Origin of the sequence: Corallococcus llansteffanensis (genome assembly GCF_003612055.1) — a bacterium.
In the GTDB taxonomy this organism is placed as follows: Bacteria; Myxococcota; Myxococcia; order Myxococcales; family Myxococcaceae; genus Corallococcus; species Corallococcus llansteffanensis.
In genome coordinates this window covers 1-16,227 of the sequence record NZ_RAWB01000185.1, presented here as the reverse complement: position 1 = coordinate 16,227, position 16,227 = coordinate 1, and the positions used below count along the sequence as shown (strand labels likewise).

The window sequence follows — 16,227 nt, the reverse complement described above, 5'->3', positions numbered from 1 at the left end:
CCCATGCCCGCGAACATCGATGTGAGGAAGCTCTCCAGCTCTCCCTCCAACCGATTCAGCTGTCTTGGCGTCATGCTCAGGGAACAGTCCGCCCACCCTCACGCATTCTGAAAGTGACCAAGTGGTATTAGGCGACGAAACGCGCCACCCACGCTTTCGCGTCCTGCGTCGAGGTGGGCCTGCTCCGGTTCGGTGGCTCTCCAGCGCTTTATGTGACTCGCGAGCGAGGAGGCAGGCGGTGCCGGCAGGAGGCTGTTGCAGCGGGTACTACTCGGAATGAGAGAGTTGTCCTCGACTCCCGGCTGGTCGGGTAGAGCGCGTGACACGTAGGAGTTCAGCGGAAGCTGCCGTCGTGGTACGCCCAGAGGGCAGAGGCGCGCGATGTCACTCCTATAGGACGCCCAGCGACACGCTGCACAGCATCTACGTCCAGCGCCCGGCCGATTTGCCCTCCGCCGGGCGCTCCGTTCAGCTTCATCTCCACGTGCGTCGCCGCCGCTGTCGATATTCGGCGTGCGCTTGTCGCACCTTTGCAGAGCACCTGCCTCAGCTTCTCGCTCCTCGTGCCCGGTGTATGCATCGGCTTGCCACGGCGCAGCGCGCGGTAGAGCGCTCCTGTCGGCCAGGGCGAGTTGAACTGGGACTGGACAGCACCCGAGTCTTCCCAATGTCGACGAACGGCCCCACGGAAGCGCTCCATGCGCCTCCGTGAGACCGGGTTGCTACACGCTCATGAGTCCTGGTGCTCAGTACAGCAAGGAGCGAACGGGAGTAGTTGCATACGTGGTGGGCCCTCCATTGCCGAGCTGGCCGTCGGAGTTGGCTCCCCACGCCGACGCAGTTCCATCGGAGTGCACCGCCAGCGCGAAGGAATGCCCCGCGCGAGAGGAAGTCCCTGCGGACACGCTCTGGACTCCGCTCAGCACGGAAACCTGCATGGGCACGAAGCTGTTGAAGAGGGTGCCATTGCCCAACGCGCCGTCGGCGTTATTGCCCCATGCCCACAAGGTGCCGTCGTAGCGCACCGCCAGCGAGAGTTCAGTGCCTGCAGACACGGAGACGACTCCACTCAGCCCCGTCACCTGCACCGGCGCGGTACGGATGCCCGTGGTCCCAATTCCCAGCTCTCCGACACGATTGAGGCCCCATGCCCACAGGGTTCCATCGGAGCGCACCGCCAGGGTGTGGGACATGCCTGCGTCCACGGCCACGATGTCGCTCAGCCCCATGAGCTGCACGGGAAGGGTGCGCTGGGTCGTCGAGCCATCTCCCAACTGGCCCTGGGCATTTCCGCCCCAGGCCCAAAGAGTGCCATCGTAGTGCAGTGCGAGTGAGTAGCGCTCCCCTGCTGCGACAGCGACAATTCCGCTGAGCCCCGGCACCTGCACCGGCGCGGTACTGCTGGTCGTTGTTCCTTGTCCCAACTGACCGTCATAATTTCTGCCCCAGGTCCACACGGTGCCGTCATAGCGCACCGCCAGCGAGTGTTCATTGCCCGCGGCCACGGCCACGACACCATTGAGTCCTGACACCTGAACTGGCACGGCACTGTCGTTCATCGTGCCATTGCCCAACTGGCCGTGATAGTTGTTGCCCCAGGCCCGCACGGTTCCGTCGTAGAGCAACGCCAACGAGTGGTACCCGCCCGCTGCCACGGAACCCACACTGGTCACCCCCGGTACCTGGACCGGCGTGGAGCAGCTGCTCGTCGTCCCAGTCCCCAACTGGCCGTAGGTGTTGTCACCCCAGGCCGATAAGGTGCCGTCCGCGTTCTGCACAAGTGCATGGTATGCGCCTGTAGATGCAGCCACGAGCGCATTCAATCCGGGCAGTTGCACTGGCGACGTCTGGCTGTTCGTGTTTCCATCTCCGCGCTGGCCGTTGACGTTGGAGCCCCAGGCCCAGAGCGTGCCGTCATAGCGCACCGCCAGCGAGTGAAAGTCGCCCGCGGTCACCGCCACGAGCCCACTCGGTCCAGAAATTTTTGTTGGATTGGCAAGGCCATGCCTGTTTCCAGTTCCCAATTGGCCGTGGGAATTGGAGCCCCAAGTCCACAGGGTTCCGTCGGAGCGCAATGCCAATGAATGCCCAGTGCCAGCCGCCAGGGAAACGACCCCGGTCAGGCCTGGGACCGGCACTGGCGTGGGTTGGATGCTCGCGTAAGAACTGAGCTCTACCTTCTGGACGCTGAAGAGCCAGCCCCAGTTCCACACCGTACCGTCGGAACGCAGCGCCAGCGAGTGGGTGTTGCCCGTCGCGACGGCCACGATGCCACTCACCCCTGGGACCGGAATCGGTGTCAACCGATTGGTCGATGTGCCATCCCCTAGCTGGTAATTGACGTTGGACCCCCAAGCCCAGAGGGTCCCGTTCGACTTGACCGCCAAGGTGTGCTTGTAGCTCGCAGCCAGGGCTACGACTTCACTCAACCCTTGTACTTGCACGGGGAGGGTGCGGCGGGTCGTCGTGCCATCCCCCAGTTGCCCCGTGGCGTTGGAGCCCCAGGCCCACACGGTGCCGTCGGAGCGCAACGCCAGCGAGTGGTGATCTACCGAAGCATAGTATGAACCTGCGGCCACCACGGCCACGATCCCTCCCAATCCGGGGACTTGTACGGGGAGGGCGCGGCGGGTTGTCGTGCCATCTCCCAACTGACCTGAATCGTTTGCACCCCAGGCCCACACGGTGCCGTCGGAGCGCAGCGCCAGCGAATGGTAGCCTCCTGCTGCTACGGCCACGACTCCATTCAGTCCCGTCACCTGGATCGGCGACGAACTGCTGGTTGTCGAGCCATTGCCCAACTGGCCGTAGGCGTTACTCCCTGTTGCCCAGACCGTGCCATCCGGGCGCAATGCCAGGGAGTGTACTGCCCCTGCCGCGATACAACCTTCGCGGCAGGGACGCGGGCGGTTCAGGAAATCCTCGAGCACGCCCTTGCGGTGCGGCAGAAAGACGTTCAACAAGGCAGGGGAGATCCTGAAGCGGAGTCCCTCTGGACCATTCTCCGTGAACTCGCTGGTGTGCGTGAAACTCAGCGAACTGGGCCACGCCTGCGGGGTGCCCACATTCATCCCGTTGCTGAGCTGGTGACAGCCCGCGCAGGACAGCGCCCTAGCGCGCTGGATGATGTGGTCCGGCGTCAGCGGACTCCCAATGCGTGAGAGTTCACCCTGGATGGCCGACTTGAGCGTGCCGCCTGTTCCAAACTGGAGGGTGTAGTTGTTCTCCGACCCCTGCGCGTCGCTCTGACCGCTATTGAAGCGGTCTGGCACCTCGTAGTTGAAGAGATTGATGTCAGGGGTGGCCAGCATCGCCACCTGGCTTGGGATGAAGGCGCGGAAGTCCGACGCCAACGGGTGCCCGGAGCTTGGATTGAACAGGCCACCGAACGGGTTCACTTTGTCCGTGACGACGATGGCCTTGAGGGCGCTGCAGGTTGAAGTGCCGCAGGTCTTCTGTAGCTTGAACTCACGCAGCAGCCAGTTGGACTGCATGAACATGTTGGTACGAATCTGCCCCGTGCCTCGGGAGGCATCCGCGCCATAGTTATTGAGGTGCACAACAGGCTGGAAGCCGGGCAGCCCCTGGAAGTAGAACTTCTTGAGCGCGGCGGCCCGTGAGGTCAGATCGTTGTTGCTCGACAACCCCTGCCAGAACTTCGCCACCGACAGACATCCCTCCAGCCCTATGCCTGGGTTGGGATTGGGCAGCGCCGCTTCGAAGATGATGAAACTGCGGTTCCCGCCGTTGGTTTCGCCCGACCGCTTCGCGAAGACGATGCGGTACTCTCCACACTCGGCCCCATTCACCGGGGCCAGGTCGAAGCGATTGAAAAGGCCCACCGCCTTGTAGGCATTGCCGGAGTTCGGGTCCGTGAACGGGTCCGCCTGTGCCTGAGATCCTTCCGCCGGGCGGCACTGATAGGGGTAGCCGTTGAAGACGGGAAGGCTGCTGCCGTCCACCTGATCGTTGCAATGCCCGCCCAATCCCAGCCCAGGCTTCGGATTCTGGGTGTCCCAGAGCTGTCGGAAGAGTTGCAGACTGGTAAGGCCCGGGACCCCGCTCTGTACGATGAGCTGATCCAGCACCTCTTTCAGGGTGAAGTTGCTGAGAATGGCCTGTTCGGTCACCACCAGTGAGCGGCGGATGTCCAGCGGCGCCAGCCCGGTCAATGCAGGGAGGGTGGGTGTATAGCGTTGAAGTCCGATACCTGCGCGCTCGGAGTGAAGCGGGGTCGTCCTAGGCGAAGCGAGCGCCTGGGGCACCGTCTTCTCCGCTGCGGACGAGTCCACGTCGCCATCGGAGAATGCCGCAGAGCAGCTTACGAGCAGTGCCAGGGCGAGCGACATGAGCAGACGTGTCGATGCTTTGTGCATGAAGCGGTCTCCGTTCTGATGTGCGATAGACGGGGTTCAACCGGGAAGCGCGTCGCGGGTGAGGCGGACCGGCACGAAAGAGGTAGAGGCGGCGCTCTACCGGGCCGATGGGTCGTGCGGCGGGAAGACAGGGGCGACCAAACCCGCCTGCTACGGCATTACGCTCAATCTGTCAGGAAGGGAATGGGACGGAGCGCCTAGGCTTTATCCGATGGACTGACTTGCGCCGTTTGCAGTCCTCCCTGAGGAGGCGAGCCGACATGATGCGCTACGAATTAGACGGCCGGTAGTATAGGGCCTTGGCCCCTCTACTGCCGTACCAGGGCCGGCGTGGTGGTGACCCGAATCACCACCCCTGATGGCCCGTCTCACCAGGAACGAGGGGAGCGGAGCACCCGCTGGAAACAGCGTTTCAGAGGGGAAACGGCTCCCGGGGCACCCCCTCCAGGCCCTGGCACACGCCGTGCTTTGGAGAAGCCTCATCCCGCAGTCTCCCGAGGCCGCCCATGCGTATCTCCAACAGCCCCCGCACCTCGCCTTCCTCCGCGCCCACCGCTCCCGCCGCGACCCCGGACGCCAGCAAGGCCAAGAGCGGCTTCATCGACAAGAACCAGCCGGACACGAAGTTCAGCCGGCAGTGGGGCCAGGACATCTTCCTGGACCCGCGCAAGGGCGATAAGGCCGACAGCAGCGCCGCGCGGAAGGACGGCCGTCAGGTGACGCAGGGCAACACCGGCCCCGGCCAGGTCGCTGGCAACGAGAGCAGCAAGTACGTCTCCTGGCAGAAGGACGCCGCCGAGTTCAAGACGGGCACCGGCTTCAGCAAGGACGGCACCGGCGCCCAGTTCGAAGCCAGCGCCGCCGAAGTCCAGGGCGATGCCTCCTACCGCGTCCTCCCGTATGAGATTGGCGCCCGCGCTGGCGCCGAGGCCAACCTCGTCAGCCTCCGCGGCGACGCCGGCTTCGGCAAGGACCTCAAGGACGTCAAGGGCCTGGACAAGGTCGACGGCAAGGTCTACGGCGGCGTGCACTCCGAGGTGCTCGTCGGCGCCAACGCGGACGCCAAGGCCAAGGCCGACGTGAACCTCAAGAATGGCGACATCGGCCTCGAGGCGGGCGCGGGCGCGCTCGTGGGCGCCGAGGCGAGCGCCACCGCTCGCGGTGAGTTCGGCCCCGTGGGCGGCTCCGTGACGGGCAGCGCCATCGCTGGCGTGGGCGCCGCGGTGGACGCCAAGGTGGCCCTGGAGGACGGCAAGCTCACCATCGGCGGCAAGGCCAAGGCGGCGCTGGGCGTTGGCGTCGGCGTCGGCACCTCCTACACCATCGACTTCAACAAGCTGAAGAACACCGTCGACAACTTCACCGGCGGCAAGGCCTCCGAAGCCGTCAAGGACGTCGGCAACAAGGTCGCCGACGGCGCCAAGGACGTCACGAACAAGGTCGCTGACGGTGCCAAGGACGTCGGCAACAAGATCGCCGAAGGTGCCAAGGACGTCGGCAACGACATCAAGAAGGGCGTCAAGGGTCTCTTCGGATTCTAGGGCGGTGAGCTTCAGCCTGGACGTCTTCAATCTCTTCAACGTCCAGGCGGCCACCCGGATGGATGCCTTTGACGTCCCGCTCGGGCATCAGCCGCCCCGTCAGCTCCGGCTCCAGGCGCGCTACACCTTCTGAACAGGCACACGCGCACCGGCGCCGGTGCGGCGGTCTCCGCTCGGACGCAGGTCCTGTCGACCCACGGAACACAACGGGCCAGACCGTGTCCAGCGTGCCGGGGACGTATGCGATGCTGTCCCCATGGCGGATACGCACAAATCGGACACGGCCGCTCCAGGGGTGATGGACCGCCGTCGGTTCCTGACGTGGGTCGTCGCTTCCCCCACGTTGATGATCGCGGCCCGGTTGGGGCTGGACCTCCCTCCGGCCGCGGCGGCGGAAGCGCCCGTGACGGAGGCGGCGACACCGCTCAGCCTGCTCCTCGCCCTCCAGAGCGATGGGCGTGTCGTCACCACCCTGCCCCGCACCGAGATGGGCCAGGGCATCACCACGGCCGTGGCCATGCTCGTCGCGGAGGAGCTCGACCTGCCGCTCGGCTCGGTGGACGTTCGCAGCGCCGACGCGGATCCCCGCTGGCTCATCCAGCTCACCGGCTTGTCGACAACGATGCGCTACCTTTCGGGTCCGCTTCGCGCCGCTGCGGCCGACGCCCGGGCTCGGCTGATCACCGCCGCCGCGCACCGCTGGAAGGTGCTGGCCCTTACCCTCACCACCGCGAACGGCGAGGTGCACGCGCCCGACGGCCGCCGGGCCGGCTATGGCGAGCTGGCGGAGGAGGCCGCGCGCGTGCTGCTGCCCGAAGTCCTCCCACTGCCAAAGCCTCCCAGCCGGTACACCGTCGTCGGTCAGCCCACGGGCCGCATCGACGCACGGGACATCGTCACCGGCAAGGCGCGCTACGCCCTGGACCTCGACGTTCCCGGGGCGATGCCAGCGGTGGTGGCGCGTCCCCCCACGCTGCGTGGCAGCGTCCAATCCCTCGACGCCGCCACGGCCCGGGCGATGCCGGGCGTGGTGGGCGTGGTGCCCATCCCGTCGGGTGTGGCGGTGGTCGCGGAGACCTTCGGGCAGGCCTTCGCGGCGCGTGACGCCCTGCGGATCTCCTGGGCGCCGGGACCGGCCAGCACGCTGTCCGACTCCGACATCCACGCCCGGTTGCTGTCGGCCATCGGGCCCAGGCCCCTGCCCCCGCTGCTGACCACCCGGACGGTGGAAGGACGCTTCGACTTCCCCTACCTCGCGCACGCGCCCATGGAGACGCAGAGCTGCGTGGCCCGCGTGCAGGGTTCGCACGCGGAGGTCTGGTCGGGGGCGCAGGATCCGAAGTACGCGCAGCGCGAGGTCGCCCGGGCGCTCGGCTGGGAGCTCACCCCGCAGCAGGTCACGGTGCACACGGTCCGGGCCGGCGGTGGGTTTGGTCGCCGGTTCTTCCCCGAAGCCGCGGTGGAGGCCGCGCTCGTGTCACGGGCTGTCGGCCGGCCGGTGAAGTTGATGTGGAGCCGCAACGACGACATGCGCCACGGGCACTACCGGCCCGCCAGCCACCACCGGATCCTCGCCCACCTGGGGCTGGGTGGGAGCATCCTCGGTTGGAATCACCGCGCCGCCATTCCCACCGTGGAGTTTCCCCACGGCTTCGGAGATGTCGTCACCGCGATGGTCGGCGAGGTCCTGCCCGAGGTCACCAGCGCGGTGTTCTTCACGCTGACCCAACATGTCCCCTACCGGTTCGGCTTCGTGACCCAGCAGCTGACCGAGGTCCCGATTCCCATCCCCACCGCGTCCTTCCGCTCGGTGTTCACCAGCCAGGTGGCGGTGGCCAACGAAATCTTCGTCGACCAACTGGCGCGCGAGCTCCAGGTGGATCCGGTCGCGTTGAGGCGCTCGCGGCTCACCTCCAGCCGGCTCCGGGCGGTCCTGGACAAGGTGGTGTCCGAGGGACGCTGGGGCCGGTCCCTTCCGCCCGGGGTGGCCCAGGGGGTCGCCGTCCTGGAGGAGTGGGACAGCGCCATCGCGCACCTCGTGGAGGTGGACTGCACCGCGGAAGCGCCACGGGTGCTGCGTGTCGTCATCGCCGCGGATGTCGGTCTGCCCATCAACCCGAAGGGCATCGAGGCGCAGCTCCAGGGCGCCGCGGTGGACGCGATGTCCACCACCCTGAGCGCGGGCCTCCACATCGACGCGGGGGCGGTGCGCGAGGGCAGCTTCGCGGACTACCGCTGGCTGCGGATGAAGCACGTCCCGCCGGAGATTCAAGTGCACCTGGTCCGGTCGGATGACCGCGTGGGCGGCGTGGGAGAGCTTGGCTATCCCAGCGCCGCGGCGGCCCTGGCCAATGCCATCGCACGGGCGAGCGGAACCATGCCCACGCGCTTTCCCATCCTCGAAGGGGGAGTCTGACCATGCCGGCCCATCAGTTCATCCTCAATGGCCAGACGGTCACGGTGGAAGCGCCCGAGGACCTGCCCCTGCTGTGGGTGCTCCGCGACGTGCTGGGCGTCACGGGCCCCAAGTACGGCTGCGGGGTGGGCGTCTGCGGCGCATGCACCAGCCACCTGGACGGCGAGGCCTTCCGCCCCTGCCTCCAGCCCGTGGGCGGCGTCGCGGGCCGGGAGGTGCTGACCATCGAGGGGCTGGGAGGCGAAGGGCTGCATCCCGTGCAAGAGGCGTGGATCGCCGAGGACGTGGCCCAGTGCGGCTTCTGCCAACCCGGGCAGATCATGGCCGCGGTCGTGCTGCTGCGAAAGAACCCCCACCCGTCCGACGCGGACATCGACGCCGCGATGAGCGACAACGTCTGCCGTTGCGGCACCTATGTCCGCATCCGGGCCGCCATCCAACGTGCCGCGCTGCTGCTGAGAAACGGAGCGGGCGCCCGGTGAGGGGATTCCAGCAAGGCATGGGGCTTGGGAGAAGCAGGTAGTAGGTGCCCGCGGGAACGTCCGGCAGGCGCGCGGTCGTCGTCTAGACATGCTCATACCAGCCCGGCAGCGCGGAGCCCGCACCCGCGTTCGTGACGGTCCAGCCCAGGGGCACCGTGCTCTGGCCCCCCCCGCGGCGGTGGTGCAGCTGTGCGTCCCGGTCATCGCAGCGGTGGGCGCGGTGCTGCTTGCGGGCGTTCTGCTGAGCCTGCGTGCGAAGCAGCGTCCTACGATACGCGGAGCGAGCTCGGGCGGAGACAAGAAGGGCCCGGAGCCGTTCAACAATCTCAAATGCTGAGACCGCTCCGTGCGGAGCTTTTCAGTGACATCGCGGGTTTCAGGTAAACCTTGACCAACATTCTCGTACGCTGTTGCATCAGCACCTCACCAGCCAAAAGGAGTGTCACATGATTCTTCGTGGGCTCGCGATGTTCGCCGTCGTCTCTGTCTTCGGGATGGGCTGTGGTGGCGCTGAAGTGACGGACGGTGCCGAGAGCGGTGTGCAGCCCGGTCAGGGTTCCGCCGAGCTCATCAGCAGCTGTGAGACGCTCCAGACCCGCCGCTGTACTCCGGGGGCGGAGACGGGCTGCCAGTGGGCCAATGGCACCTTTGGCGAGTGCTTCTGCCAGGAGATCCCCGCCAACAAGTGGGTCTGCTTGAGCAACTGAAGTTCCTGCGGCAACTGCCTCTGGCCGGGAATGCCTTGTGAGAGGCGGCGTGTCGCCAGCTTCGATGCTGCTGCATCAGCAATTCATCAGCGAAAGGGAGTGTCATCATGTTTCTTCGTGGGCTCGCAATGGCCGCTGTCGTCTCTGTCTTCGGAATGGGCTGTGGTGGCACGGAAGTGACGGAGGGTGCCGAGAGCGGAGAGTCGCTCGGTCAGGACTCCGCGGCGCTTATCGACAGCTGTGAGACGCTCCAGACCCGCAACTGTGTCTATGACATGTCGACAGGCTGTCAGTGGGCCAATGGCGCTCAGGGGGAGTGCTACTGCCAGGATGTTCCCTTCAACAAGTGGTTCTGCTGGGTCAACGACTGACGTCCGTGCCGCGACCGCCTTTTGCCGGCGCTGTGCCGGCGGGAGGCGGGTCGGGTTGCGCGCCAGCAGCGCCTTCACCTCGTAGCCGCAGTCGGCGCGGTACTCGGGGAAGGCGCGCGAGGAATTCCAGGTACTCGCCCACCGTGGCCTGAAGCCCGGGGGTCAAATCGAACAAGCCGCACGAGGAGCACGCCGCTTCTGGACGAAGGTGCTCACCGCGGCCTTGAAGCAATCTGGCGCCGTGAAGAGCAGGAAGTGCGGCCCACCCTTGACGGTGAACAGGTTGACGCCAGCGGCTTCGGGCAGGAGGCGGACATGGGCCTGGGCGCCAGCAAGGGGCGTCTTGGGGTCCATGTCGCCCTGGAGCACCAGCACCGGCGGAAGCGCGGCGGGAGACCTGCCGAACCACTCGTCGCGCGGATAGGCCAGTGACGTTCGGCCGACGAGCTGACCCGGCAGGCTGCTGACGAACAGGAACCGCGCGGCTTCGGCCTCCACCTCGGCCTGGGTGAGGCCTGGCCGGGCGTTGTTCTCGGAGGCGCTGATCACGGCGACGAGCGGGATGGAGACCGAGGACTGCGGGAAACGGCCGAACGGGGCGCCCAGCGCCTCCAGCTCATGCTCGACCTGCTGCAACGGCTTGAGGTCTCCGCCTTTGAGGCCCGAGAGGACGAGGGGAATCCGCGCCCGCAGCTTCGGGCTGTCCAGCAGTGCGCCAAAGAAGAGCTTCGGACGCCCCCCGGGGACGGCAGCGGACACCTTGGCATCGTCGACGAGCCCCTGCATGGCGGCGACCGCCGAGTCCCCGAGACGCGCACGGCAGCCCGGGTCCGCGTCGCAACGCGCGAGCACCGCGCGGCCCACCTCGTCGACGACGGCCGAGCGATGACTGAGGTCCCATTGCTCGGTCGTTTCCGGAGGAACGAGGGAATCGAGCACGATGCCATCGAGGCGCTTCGGCGGGGCGACCGTCATCATGCGCAACACCAGCTGCGTGCCGTAGGAGACCCCATAGAGCCACGTCTTCCGGCCGGCGGAGTAGCGCTCCATCAGCGCGCTCAAATCGTGGGCGGAGTGGGTGATGGTGAAGGCGCGAGTGCGCTTGGAATCGGACTCCAGCGCCTCGAAGCAGGTCGCCCACTCGGCGCCTTCGAGCTCGGCGCCCCCCTCACTGTCGGCGGCCTCCTCCTTCTGGCAGAGCCGGCTCGAGAAACCCGTCCCGCGATGATCGGGGACCAGCAGGTCATATCCCGGGAAGGAGGCCCGCAGGGTCTTCAGCAGGGGGTAGAACGAAGCCCCTGACTCGCCGGGCCCACCCGCCACGAGCCAGACCTGCCCGGCCGACCGCCCCGGAGCCGGGAACTTGCGGACGAAAAGCTCGATCCGCTCACGGCCCGGGTCCGCGTAGTCCAGCGGCGCGCTGAAGCGGGCGCAGAGGGAACCGGCGAGAGCGGGATCCTCCTTCGCGTCCCGGCAACCGACGAACCCATTGGCAGGGGTCGCCGTGCCTTGCTCGGACGCGTGCGCGAGGCTGCCCAGAACGAGTGCACCCCAGATGGCGACCACGGCTGCGAAAGTGGGACATTTCATGTTCATGCTCCGAGAGGGCCCGGGAACTTCCCAGAGGGGACCCACGAGCGCAATTCATTCGGGCCTTGACCGCATTCAACTCGAGGCAGGCACCTGCTCCCCATCCAGGGCACCGTCATTGCTCCAAACCCATTCTGAGGGCAGCGGATAGGATGCTCGCAGGCGGAGAAGATGTCTCCGCCATGGAGTCGCGCCCGTGTCCCTTCCGCCCCAGAACTACGTCGTCATCCTGGATGAAGAGCGCCTTCGACGATTCATCGAATGGCTTCCCGAGCTGCAGATCGACGAGACCTACTACGTCTGCCTGTTCGCTCGGAACAAGTACGCCGCCGAGGGGCAAAAGCTCTCGAGCGACAAGGGACAGCTCAGGCGTTTCACCTCGACGAAGGCTCAGCTCGTCGACAAGATTCGCCAGACCGAGTGCGCGGTAGGGGCCTACAAGGACCGTGGAAACCCCGTCCCCCAGGAAGCGCTCGCGCTGTACATCAACCCGAACCCGCGGAGCTTCGAGCGAGCGGCGAAGAACACGCTCATCGAGTTGGCGAAGCTCATCACCGAGCCGTACAAGGGCTACAATCCACACCAGGTCACGTTGTCCGAGATCCAGAAGGCCTGTTCACGAAAGGTCTATCTGGATCTCGACTTCGACCACGTGGAGCCAGACGAGGTGCTCGCCCAGGCGCGGGGAAGAATCAACCTCGACTGCCTCACGGTGCTCAAGACACGCGGCGGCTTCCACCTGCTGGTCGAGCTGGCGAAGGTCGAAGAGCACTACGTCAAGAGCTGGTACAAGCACCTCACCGCCCTTCCCGGGTGTGACGTGCGCGGGGACACGCTCATGCCAGTCCCCGGGTGCACGCAGGGAGGGTTCAACCCTCATTTCCTGCCCGTGGATCTGGACGCGGCCCGCCTGCCTCCTTCAAGCAATGGGTTGTGACCCCAGGCCGCCCGGGGGATGCTCTCGTCCGGTGGACAGGCCGCTTGAGCCCCTTTGGGGTACACGCCTCCCCAGGCCGCGCTCCCCTCTGGTGCGTGGCAGGGCCCCTCTTTTCTCCAGCAGCCGTAGCACGCGGTAGCGCACCCCCCTCAGCAGCCACTCCACCTCTGCTTGCGTGGGCGGGGGCACTGGCTCGAAGCGCACGCCGTCCCCCCGCGGCACGAAGACGCCGTCCGGCACCCGTGAGTGGAAGTGCGGCGGGACCTGCGATGCCGAGCCGAAGAACTGGATGAACGACACGGCCCCGACCTGCCCGCCGCGCAGGCCCTGCCGCCGTGCCGTCCGACGCTGTTGCTTGCTCCCTACTCGCCCCGCTTCTTCTTCCCCCGCGCGACTTCCGTGGCCAGGGCGTCCAGCTTCGGTGTCCAGAACGCGCGGAAGCGGCCCAGCCAGGCGTCCACCTCCGCCAGGGGCGCGGCGTCCACTGCGTAGAGCCGCCGGGCGCCATCCACCCGCACCGTCGCGAAGCCGTTGTCCCGGAGGACCTTCAGGTGCTGCGAGACGGCGGACTGCGTGATGCCGAACTCGCGCTGCACCACGGCCACGACCTCGCCCGAGGCGTGCTCGCCTTCCGCCAGCAGCTCCAGGATGCGGCGGCGTACCGGATCGCCAAGGACGTCGAAGGCGTGCATCAGCCTCCTGTATAGAACGCGGCCGTGCGCTCGGCCATCCCTCGGGCCACGTCCGGGACCTCTCCGGCCGCCACGTGGGCGTCGGCCCAGGACTGGGCGCTCGCACGCATGAAGGCTTTCGCCTCGTCGGAAGCGCTCCAGGAGGCAGCGGCTTCCGCGGCCACGTCCTTGCCAGTCTCGAGGTATTGGCCCAGCCCCAGGAAGCTCAGGTCCCAGCCCACGCCCGTGGCACCCGGGCCGAACTGGCTCCAGAACTGTTCGACGTCCGCGGAGTGCACGATGTGCTCGAGCGTCAGCCGCGTGCCCTTCCCTTCCGGCGCCATGCGGACGGTCACCCAGCTCATGCCGCCGTTCATCTCCCAGGTGAGATCAAACGCCGTGGGCCGGTCGCAGCGCGTGATGGTCCCTCCCGCGTTTCCCTTGAGCTGATAGCGGCCGCCCCGCTGCAACTGCCCCTCGATGGGCATGAACCAGCGTGGGATGCGCTCGGCGTTGGTGATCGCGTCCCACAGGTCCTCGATGTCGGTGGAATAGACCCGGTGGGCGACGACCACGTGGGCCGGCTTGCCTTCGTGCTCGCGCTCGACGCATGCGCGGAACTCGGCGCCAATGAGCTTGTGAAGCATGTGTGGACCTCCTGCGTTCACGAAGTCACTACAGCCGGCGCTCATATTAGTCAAATCTAATATTACCTCCTCCCAGCGCCATCGCCGAGCCGACGAAGGCCGTGACGCTCCGGTAGCCTGCGGGCGGCGGCTGCAACGCGGCGGTGCTGCCGGTTCCCAGCTGGGTGATGCCTCGGGGCAGGAAGCGCTCCAGGTTCCACGTCCTCCCCCGGAAGGTGAAGTCCTCGCTGGACCGCAGCACCGCGGAGAAGAGGTTGCTCGAGAGCGGCCCCACCGCGGTCCCGACCACCGTGGAGAGGCGCTGGAGTGTCGCGATGGGCTGGCCCCGCGAAAAACTCTCCGGCGCGGAGAAGTCTCCGCAGGGCTCCGGGTTGAAGTACAGGGTGAAACGGCCCACGGGATCCAAGGACACCGTGAGGTCGCCATTGCTCAGGTACTGGGGCGTGAAGGGCTCCGCGCGGAAGGTGAAGAAGGCGTGGGCCTCGCCCGGCGGGCCGTTGAAGAGCGGCCCCTCCAGGCCCCCCAGGTACGCGAAGTAGCCCACGTCCTGAACCGTGCCATTGAGCGCTTCGTAGAAGCGCCCGATGGCGTACCAGACGACGCCCGCGATGGGATGGGAGTGCATGGGCGCGATGCTACCTCGGAGTCGCAGGCCCCCTGCCCCGCGCGGCAATTCCTCATGCAGAGACATTCTGCACTTTCATGGCGCCACCACCTGCCTCTGACTTTCAACCGGAGGCCGTGCAGCACCCAGCGGAACGCCCTGGCCGCCTCCGACATCGCCGACGTCAACGCGATGTACGTCGAGCGCGTCCGTCTGCGCCCTGCGGCGGCGGGCACCCGCTGTCTGGACGTGCAGAACGGCGTGGCGGCCAACGGCACCCCCGTGTGGAGCTACGCGTGCAACGCGTCGGCGGCGCAGGTCTGGTACCTGATGCCGGGTGGAGAGGTGCGCAACGGGCTGGACTCGAACTACTGCCTGAGCGTGAACACCGCCGAGCCCATCACGGGCGCCTCCGTGCACATCGCCCCGTGTGACGGCAGCAGCCGGCAGCAGTGGGTGATGCCCCCGGGCCGGGAGGAACTGCGCACCCAGCTCGCCACGACCCACCGCCTGGACCTGCACAACGGCAGCACCGCCAGCGGGGCCCGGATGAAGATCTGGACCTGTAACGACAACGACGCGCAGAAGTTGCAGCGCTTCGTCCGGCTGCGCAGCTCCGTGAACTGGAACCGCTGCCTGGACGTGTGGAACGACAACGCGAGCAATGGCGCGAACGTCAACACCTTCGATTGCAACGATGAGGTCGGGCAGCAGTGGTACTTCGCGTCCACGCGCGAGGTGCGCAGCGGCGTCAACCCGGCCTTCTGCCTGGACGTTCAGAATGGAGGGACCGCCGAGAGCACCAAGGTGCAGCTCTATTCCTGCAACTGCAGCTTCGCGCAGCGCTGGCAGTACTTCCCCGAGATTGGCACGATTCACAGCAACGTTGTCGCCGCCAGCCGGTGCCTCGACGTCCCCAACGCGAACCCGGAGGCCGGTGCCAACGTGCAGATCTGGGGCAGCAACTTCGGCCTGGCGCAGCGCTGGCTGAAGATGTAGCGGCTGACGCCCGAAGCGGGCAGGCCGCTTGAGCCCCTTTGGGTACACGCCTGCTCAGGCCGCGCTCCCCTCTGGTGCGTGGCAGGGCCTGGACCTCTTGGCTGTCTTGAACCTTAGAATCCAGCGGATTGGTGGGCCCTCGTGCCGGGGCCCACCTCGCACATTCCCTGGGCGAGAGCCCAGGTGCTCCAGGATCGCCCGCCCCCCCTGGGTACGCCCTTCACGTACGCCAATACCTTCAAGCCTGCCTCCACACCTCACGCAGGTGTACACGTCGAAGTCGAACGTGAGAGCGCCGGCTCTCCCGCACTGCGTGTGGTCCCCCTCGGGGGAGTAGGCAGACGCGGCAGGCTGCCAGCTGGGCGAATACACCCTGGGAATGGAAGTGCTGTACTCCCTTCCTGGCTGTCGGGTGGACCGGGTGACCCACGGTAGCTCGGCGGATATTGCCCTCGCGGTGCGCCTGGAAGGTACGGGAGCACGATGTCCCTCCTGCCAGACGCCCAGTACCTCGGTGCATGGCAGCTACGTCCGACGCCCGACAGACCTGCCCTCCGCTGGGCGTGCCGTCCAACCGGAGCTCCGCGTGCGGCGCTTCTGCTGTCGAAACCCGGAATGCTCTCGCCGCACGTTCGCGGAGCGGCCGGTGCGCCTGCTGTCGGCGCGGGCTCGGCGGACACGTCGGCTCGCCACTGCGCAGTGCGCTGTTGCAATTACTGCCGGGGTCGAGGCTTGAGCCAGGCTGCTCAAGCCCTTGTCTGAAGTTGCCCCGATTCCGCAGAGCGTTCCGCGCTTTCGCCCTCAAGCGGCAGCGCGGTGCTTCTTCTCGTAACCAGCGGGTGACTCGTAGTCGAGCGCGGAGTGGCGCCGGAGCGGGTTATACCAG

The 16,227-nt window shown here is 66.9% G+C and carries 13 protein-coding genes; 8 read left to right on the top strand and 5 right to left on the bottom strand.

Going from position 1 to position 16,227, the window contains the following annotated elements:
* Positions 1 to 746 precede the first annotated feature (746 nt).
* Positions 747 to 4,376 carry an RCC1 domain-containing protein gene (locus D7V93_RS46700; RefSeq protein ID WP_244237373.1) on the bottom strand — a complete coding sequence of 1,210 codons (3,630 nt, stop codon included), beginning with the start codon at positions 4,374 to 4,376 and terminating at the stop codon, positions 747 to 749.
* A gap of 506 nt (positions 4,377 to 4,882) precedes the next feature.
* Between D7V93_RS46700 and D7V93_RS18700 the strand changes: the two genes are divergently transcribed.
* The 5 genes from D7V93_RS18700 (at position 4,883) to D7V93_RS18685 (ending at position 9,522) form a co-directional block, all read left to right on the top strand.
* Positions 4,883 to 5,917: a hypothetical protein gene (locus D7V93_RS18700; RefSeq protein WP_120644707.1), complete on the top strand. Its 1,035-nt coding sequence runs from the start codon at positions 4,883 to 4,885 to the stop codon at positions 5,915 to 5,917.
* 4 nt (positions 5,918 to 5,921) lie between these two features.
* The gene (locus D7V93_RS47385) at positions 5,922 to 6,050 is read left to right on the top strand and encodes a hypothetical protein (protein WP_279636929.1); all 129 of its coding nucleotides are present in this window, start codon (positions 5,922 to 5,924) and stop codon (positions 6,048 to 6,050) included.
* Positions 6,051 to 6,173: 123 nt separating this feature from the next.
* A complete protein-coding gene (locus D7V93_RS18695) occupies positions 6,174 to 8,333 on the top strand; it encodes a xanthine dehydrogenase family protein molybdopterin-binding subunit (RefSeq protein ID WP_120644706.1) in 2,160 nt (719 codons plus the stop codon).
* Positions 8,334 to 8,335: 2 nt separating this feature from the next.
* The gene (locus D7V93_RS18690; protein WP_120644705.1) at positions 8,336 to 8,815 is read left to right on the top strand and encodes a (2Fe-2S)-binding protein; all 480 of its coding nucleotides are present in this window, start codon (positions 8,336 to 8,338) and stop codon (positions 8,813 to 8,815) included.
* A 446-nt stretch (positions 8,816 to 9,261) separates the two neighbouring features.
* On the top strand, positions 9,262 to 9,522 hold the full coding sequence (locus D7V93_RS18685) for a hypothetical protein (protein ID WP_120644704.1): 261 nt from the start codon (positions 9,262 to 9,264) through the stop codon (positions 9,520 to 9,522).
* A gap of 533 nt (positions 9,523 to 10,055) precedes the next feature.
* Here the strand turns inward: D7V93_RS18685 and D7V93_RS18675 are convergent.
* A complete protein-coding gene (locus D7V93_RS18675) occupies positions 10,056 to 11,483 on the bottom strand; it encodes an alpha/beta hydrolase (RefSeq protein ID WP_158623788.1) in 1,428 nt (475 codons plus the stop codon).
* 196 nt (positions 11,484 to 11,679) lie between these two features.
* Here D7V93_RS18675 and D7V93_RS18670 point away from each other — a divergent pair, with 196 nt between their 5' ends.
* The gene (locus tag D7V93_RS18670) at positions 11,680 to 12,420 is read left to right on the top strand and encodes a hypothetical protein (protein ID WP_120644701.1); all 741 of its coding nucleotides are present in this window, start codon (positions 11,680 to 11,682) and stop codon (positions 12,418 to 12,420) included.
* 362 nt (positions 12,421 to 12,782) lie between these two features.
* Here the strand turns inward: D7V93_RS18670 and D7V93_RS18660 are convergent, their stop codons facing one another.
* The 3 genes from D7V93_RS18660 to D7V93_RS44995 are packed head-to-tail and all read right to left on the bottom strand — an operon-like array spanning position 12,783 to position 14,363.
* Positions 12,783 to 13,112 (bottom strand): ArsR/SmtB family transcription factor, encoded by a 330-nt coding sequence (locus tag D7V93_RS18660; protein ID WP_120644700.1) that lies wholly within the window; start codon positions 13,110 to 13,112, stop codon positions 12,783 to 12,785.
* Positions 13,112 to 13,738: an SRPBCC family protein gene (locus D7V93_RS18655; RefSeq protein ID WP_120644699.1), complete on the bottom strand. Its 627-nt coding sequence runs from the start codon at positions 13,736 to 13,738 to the stop codon at positions 13,112 to 13,114. Before D7V93_RS18655 ends, D7V93_RS18660 begins: the two co-directional genes overlap by 1 nt.
* A 46-nt stretch (positions 13,739 to 13,784) precedes the next feature.
* Positions 13,785 to 14,363, bottom strand: a complete 579-nt coding sequence (locus D7V93_RS44995) for a hypothetical protein (RefSeq protein ID WP_158623787.1) — start codon at positions 14,361 to 14,363, stop codon at positions 13,785 to 13,787.
* A gap of 54 nt (positions 14,364 to 14,417) precedes the next feature.
* On the opposite strand from D7V93_RS44995, the gene D7V93_RS44990 reads away from it, so the two are divergent.
* Positions 14,418 to 15,341, top strand: a complete 924-nt coding sequence (locus D7V93_RS44990) for an RICIN domain-containing protein (protein ID WP_208723064.1) — start codon at positions 14,418 to 14,420, stop codon at positions 15,339 to 15,341.
* Between the two features lie 379 nt (positions 15,342 to 15,720).
* A complete protein-coding gene (locus D7V93_RS47695; protein WP_120644697.1) occupies positions 15,721 to 16,077 on the top strand; it encodes a transposase family protein in 357 nt (118 codons plus the stop codon).
* Positions 16,078 to 16,227: the final 150 nt, after the last annotated feature.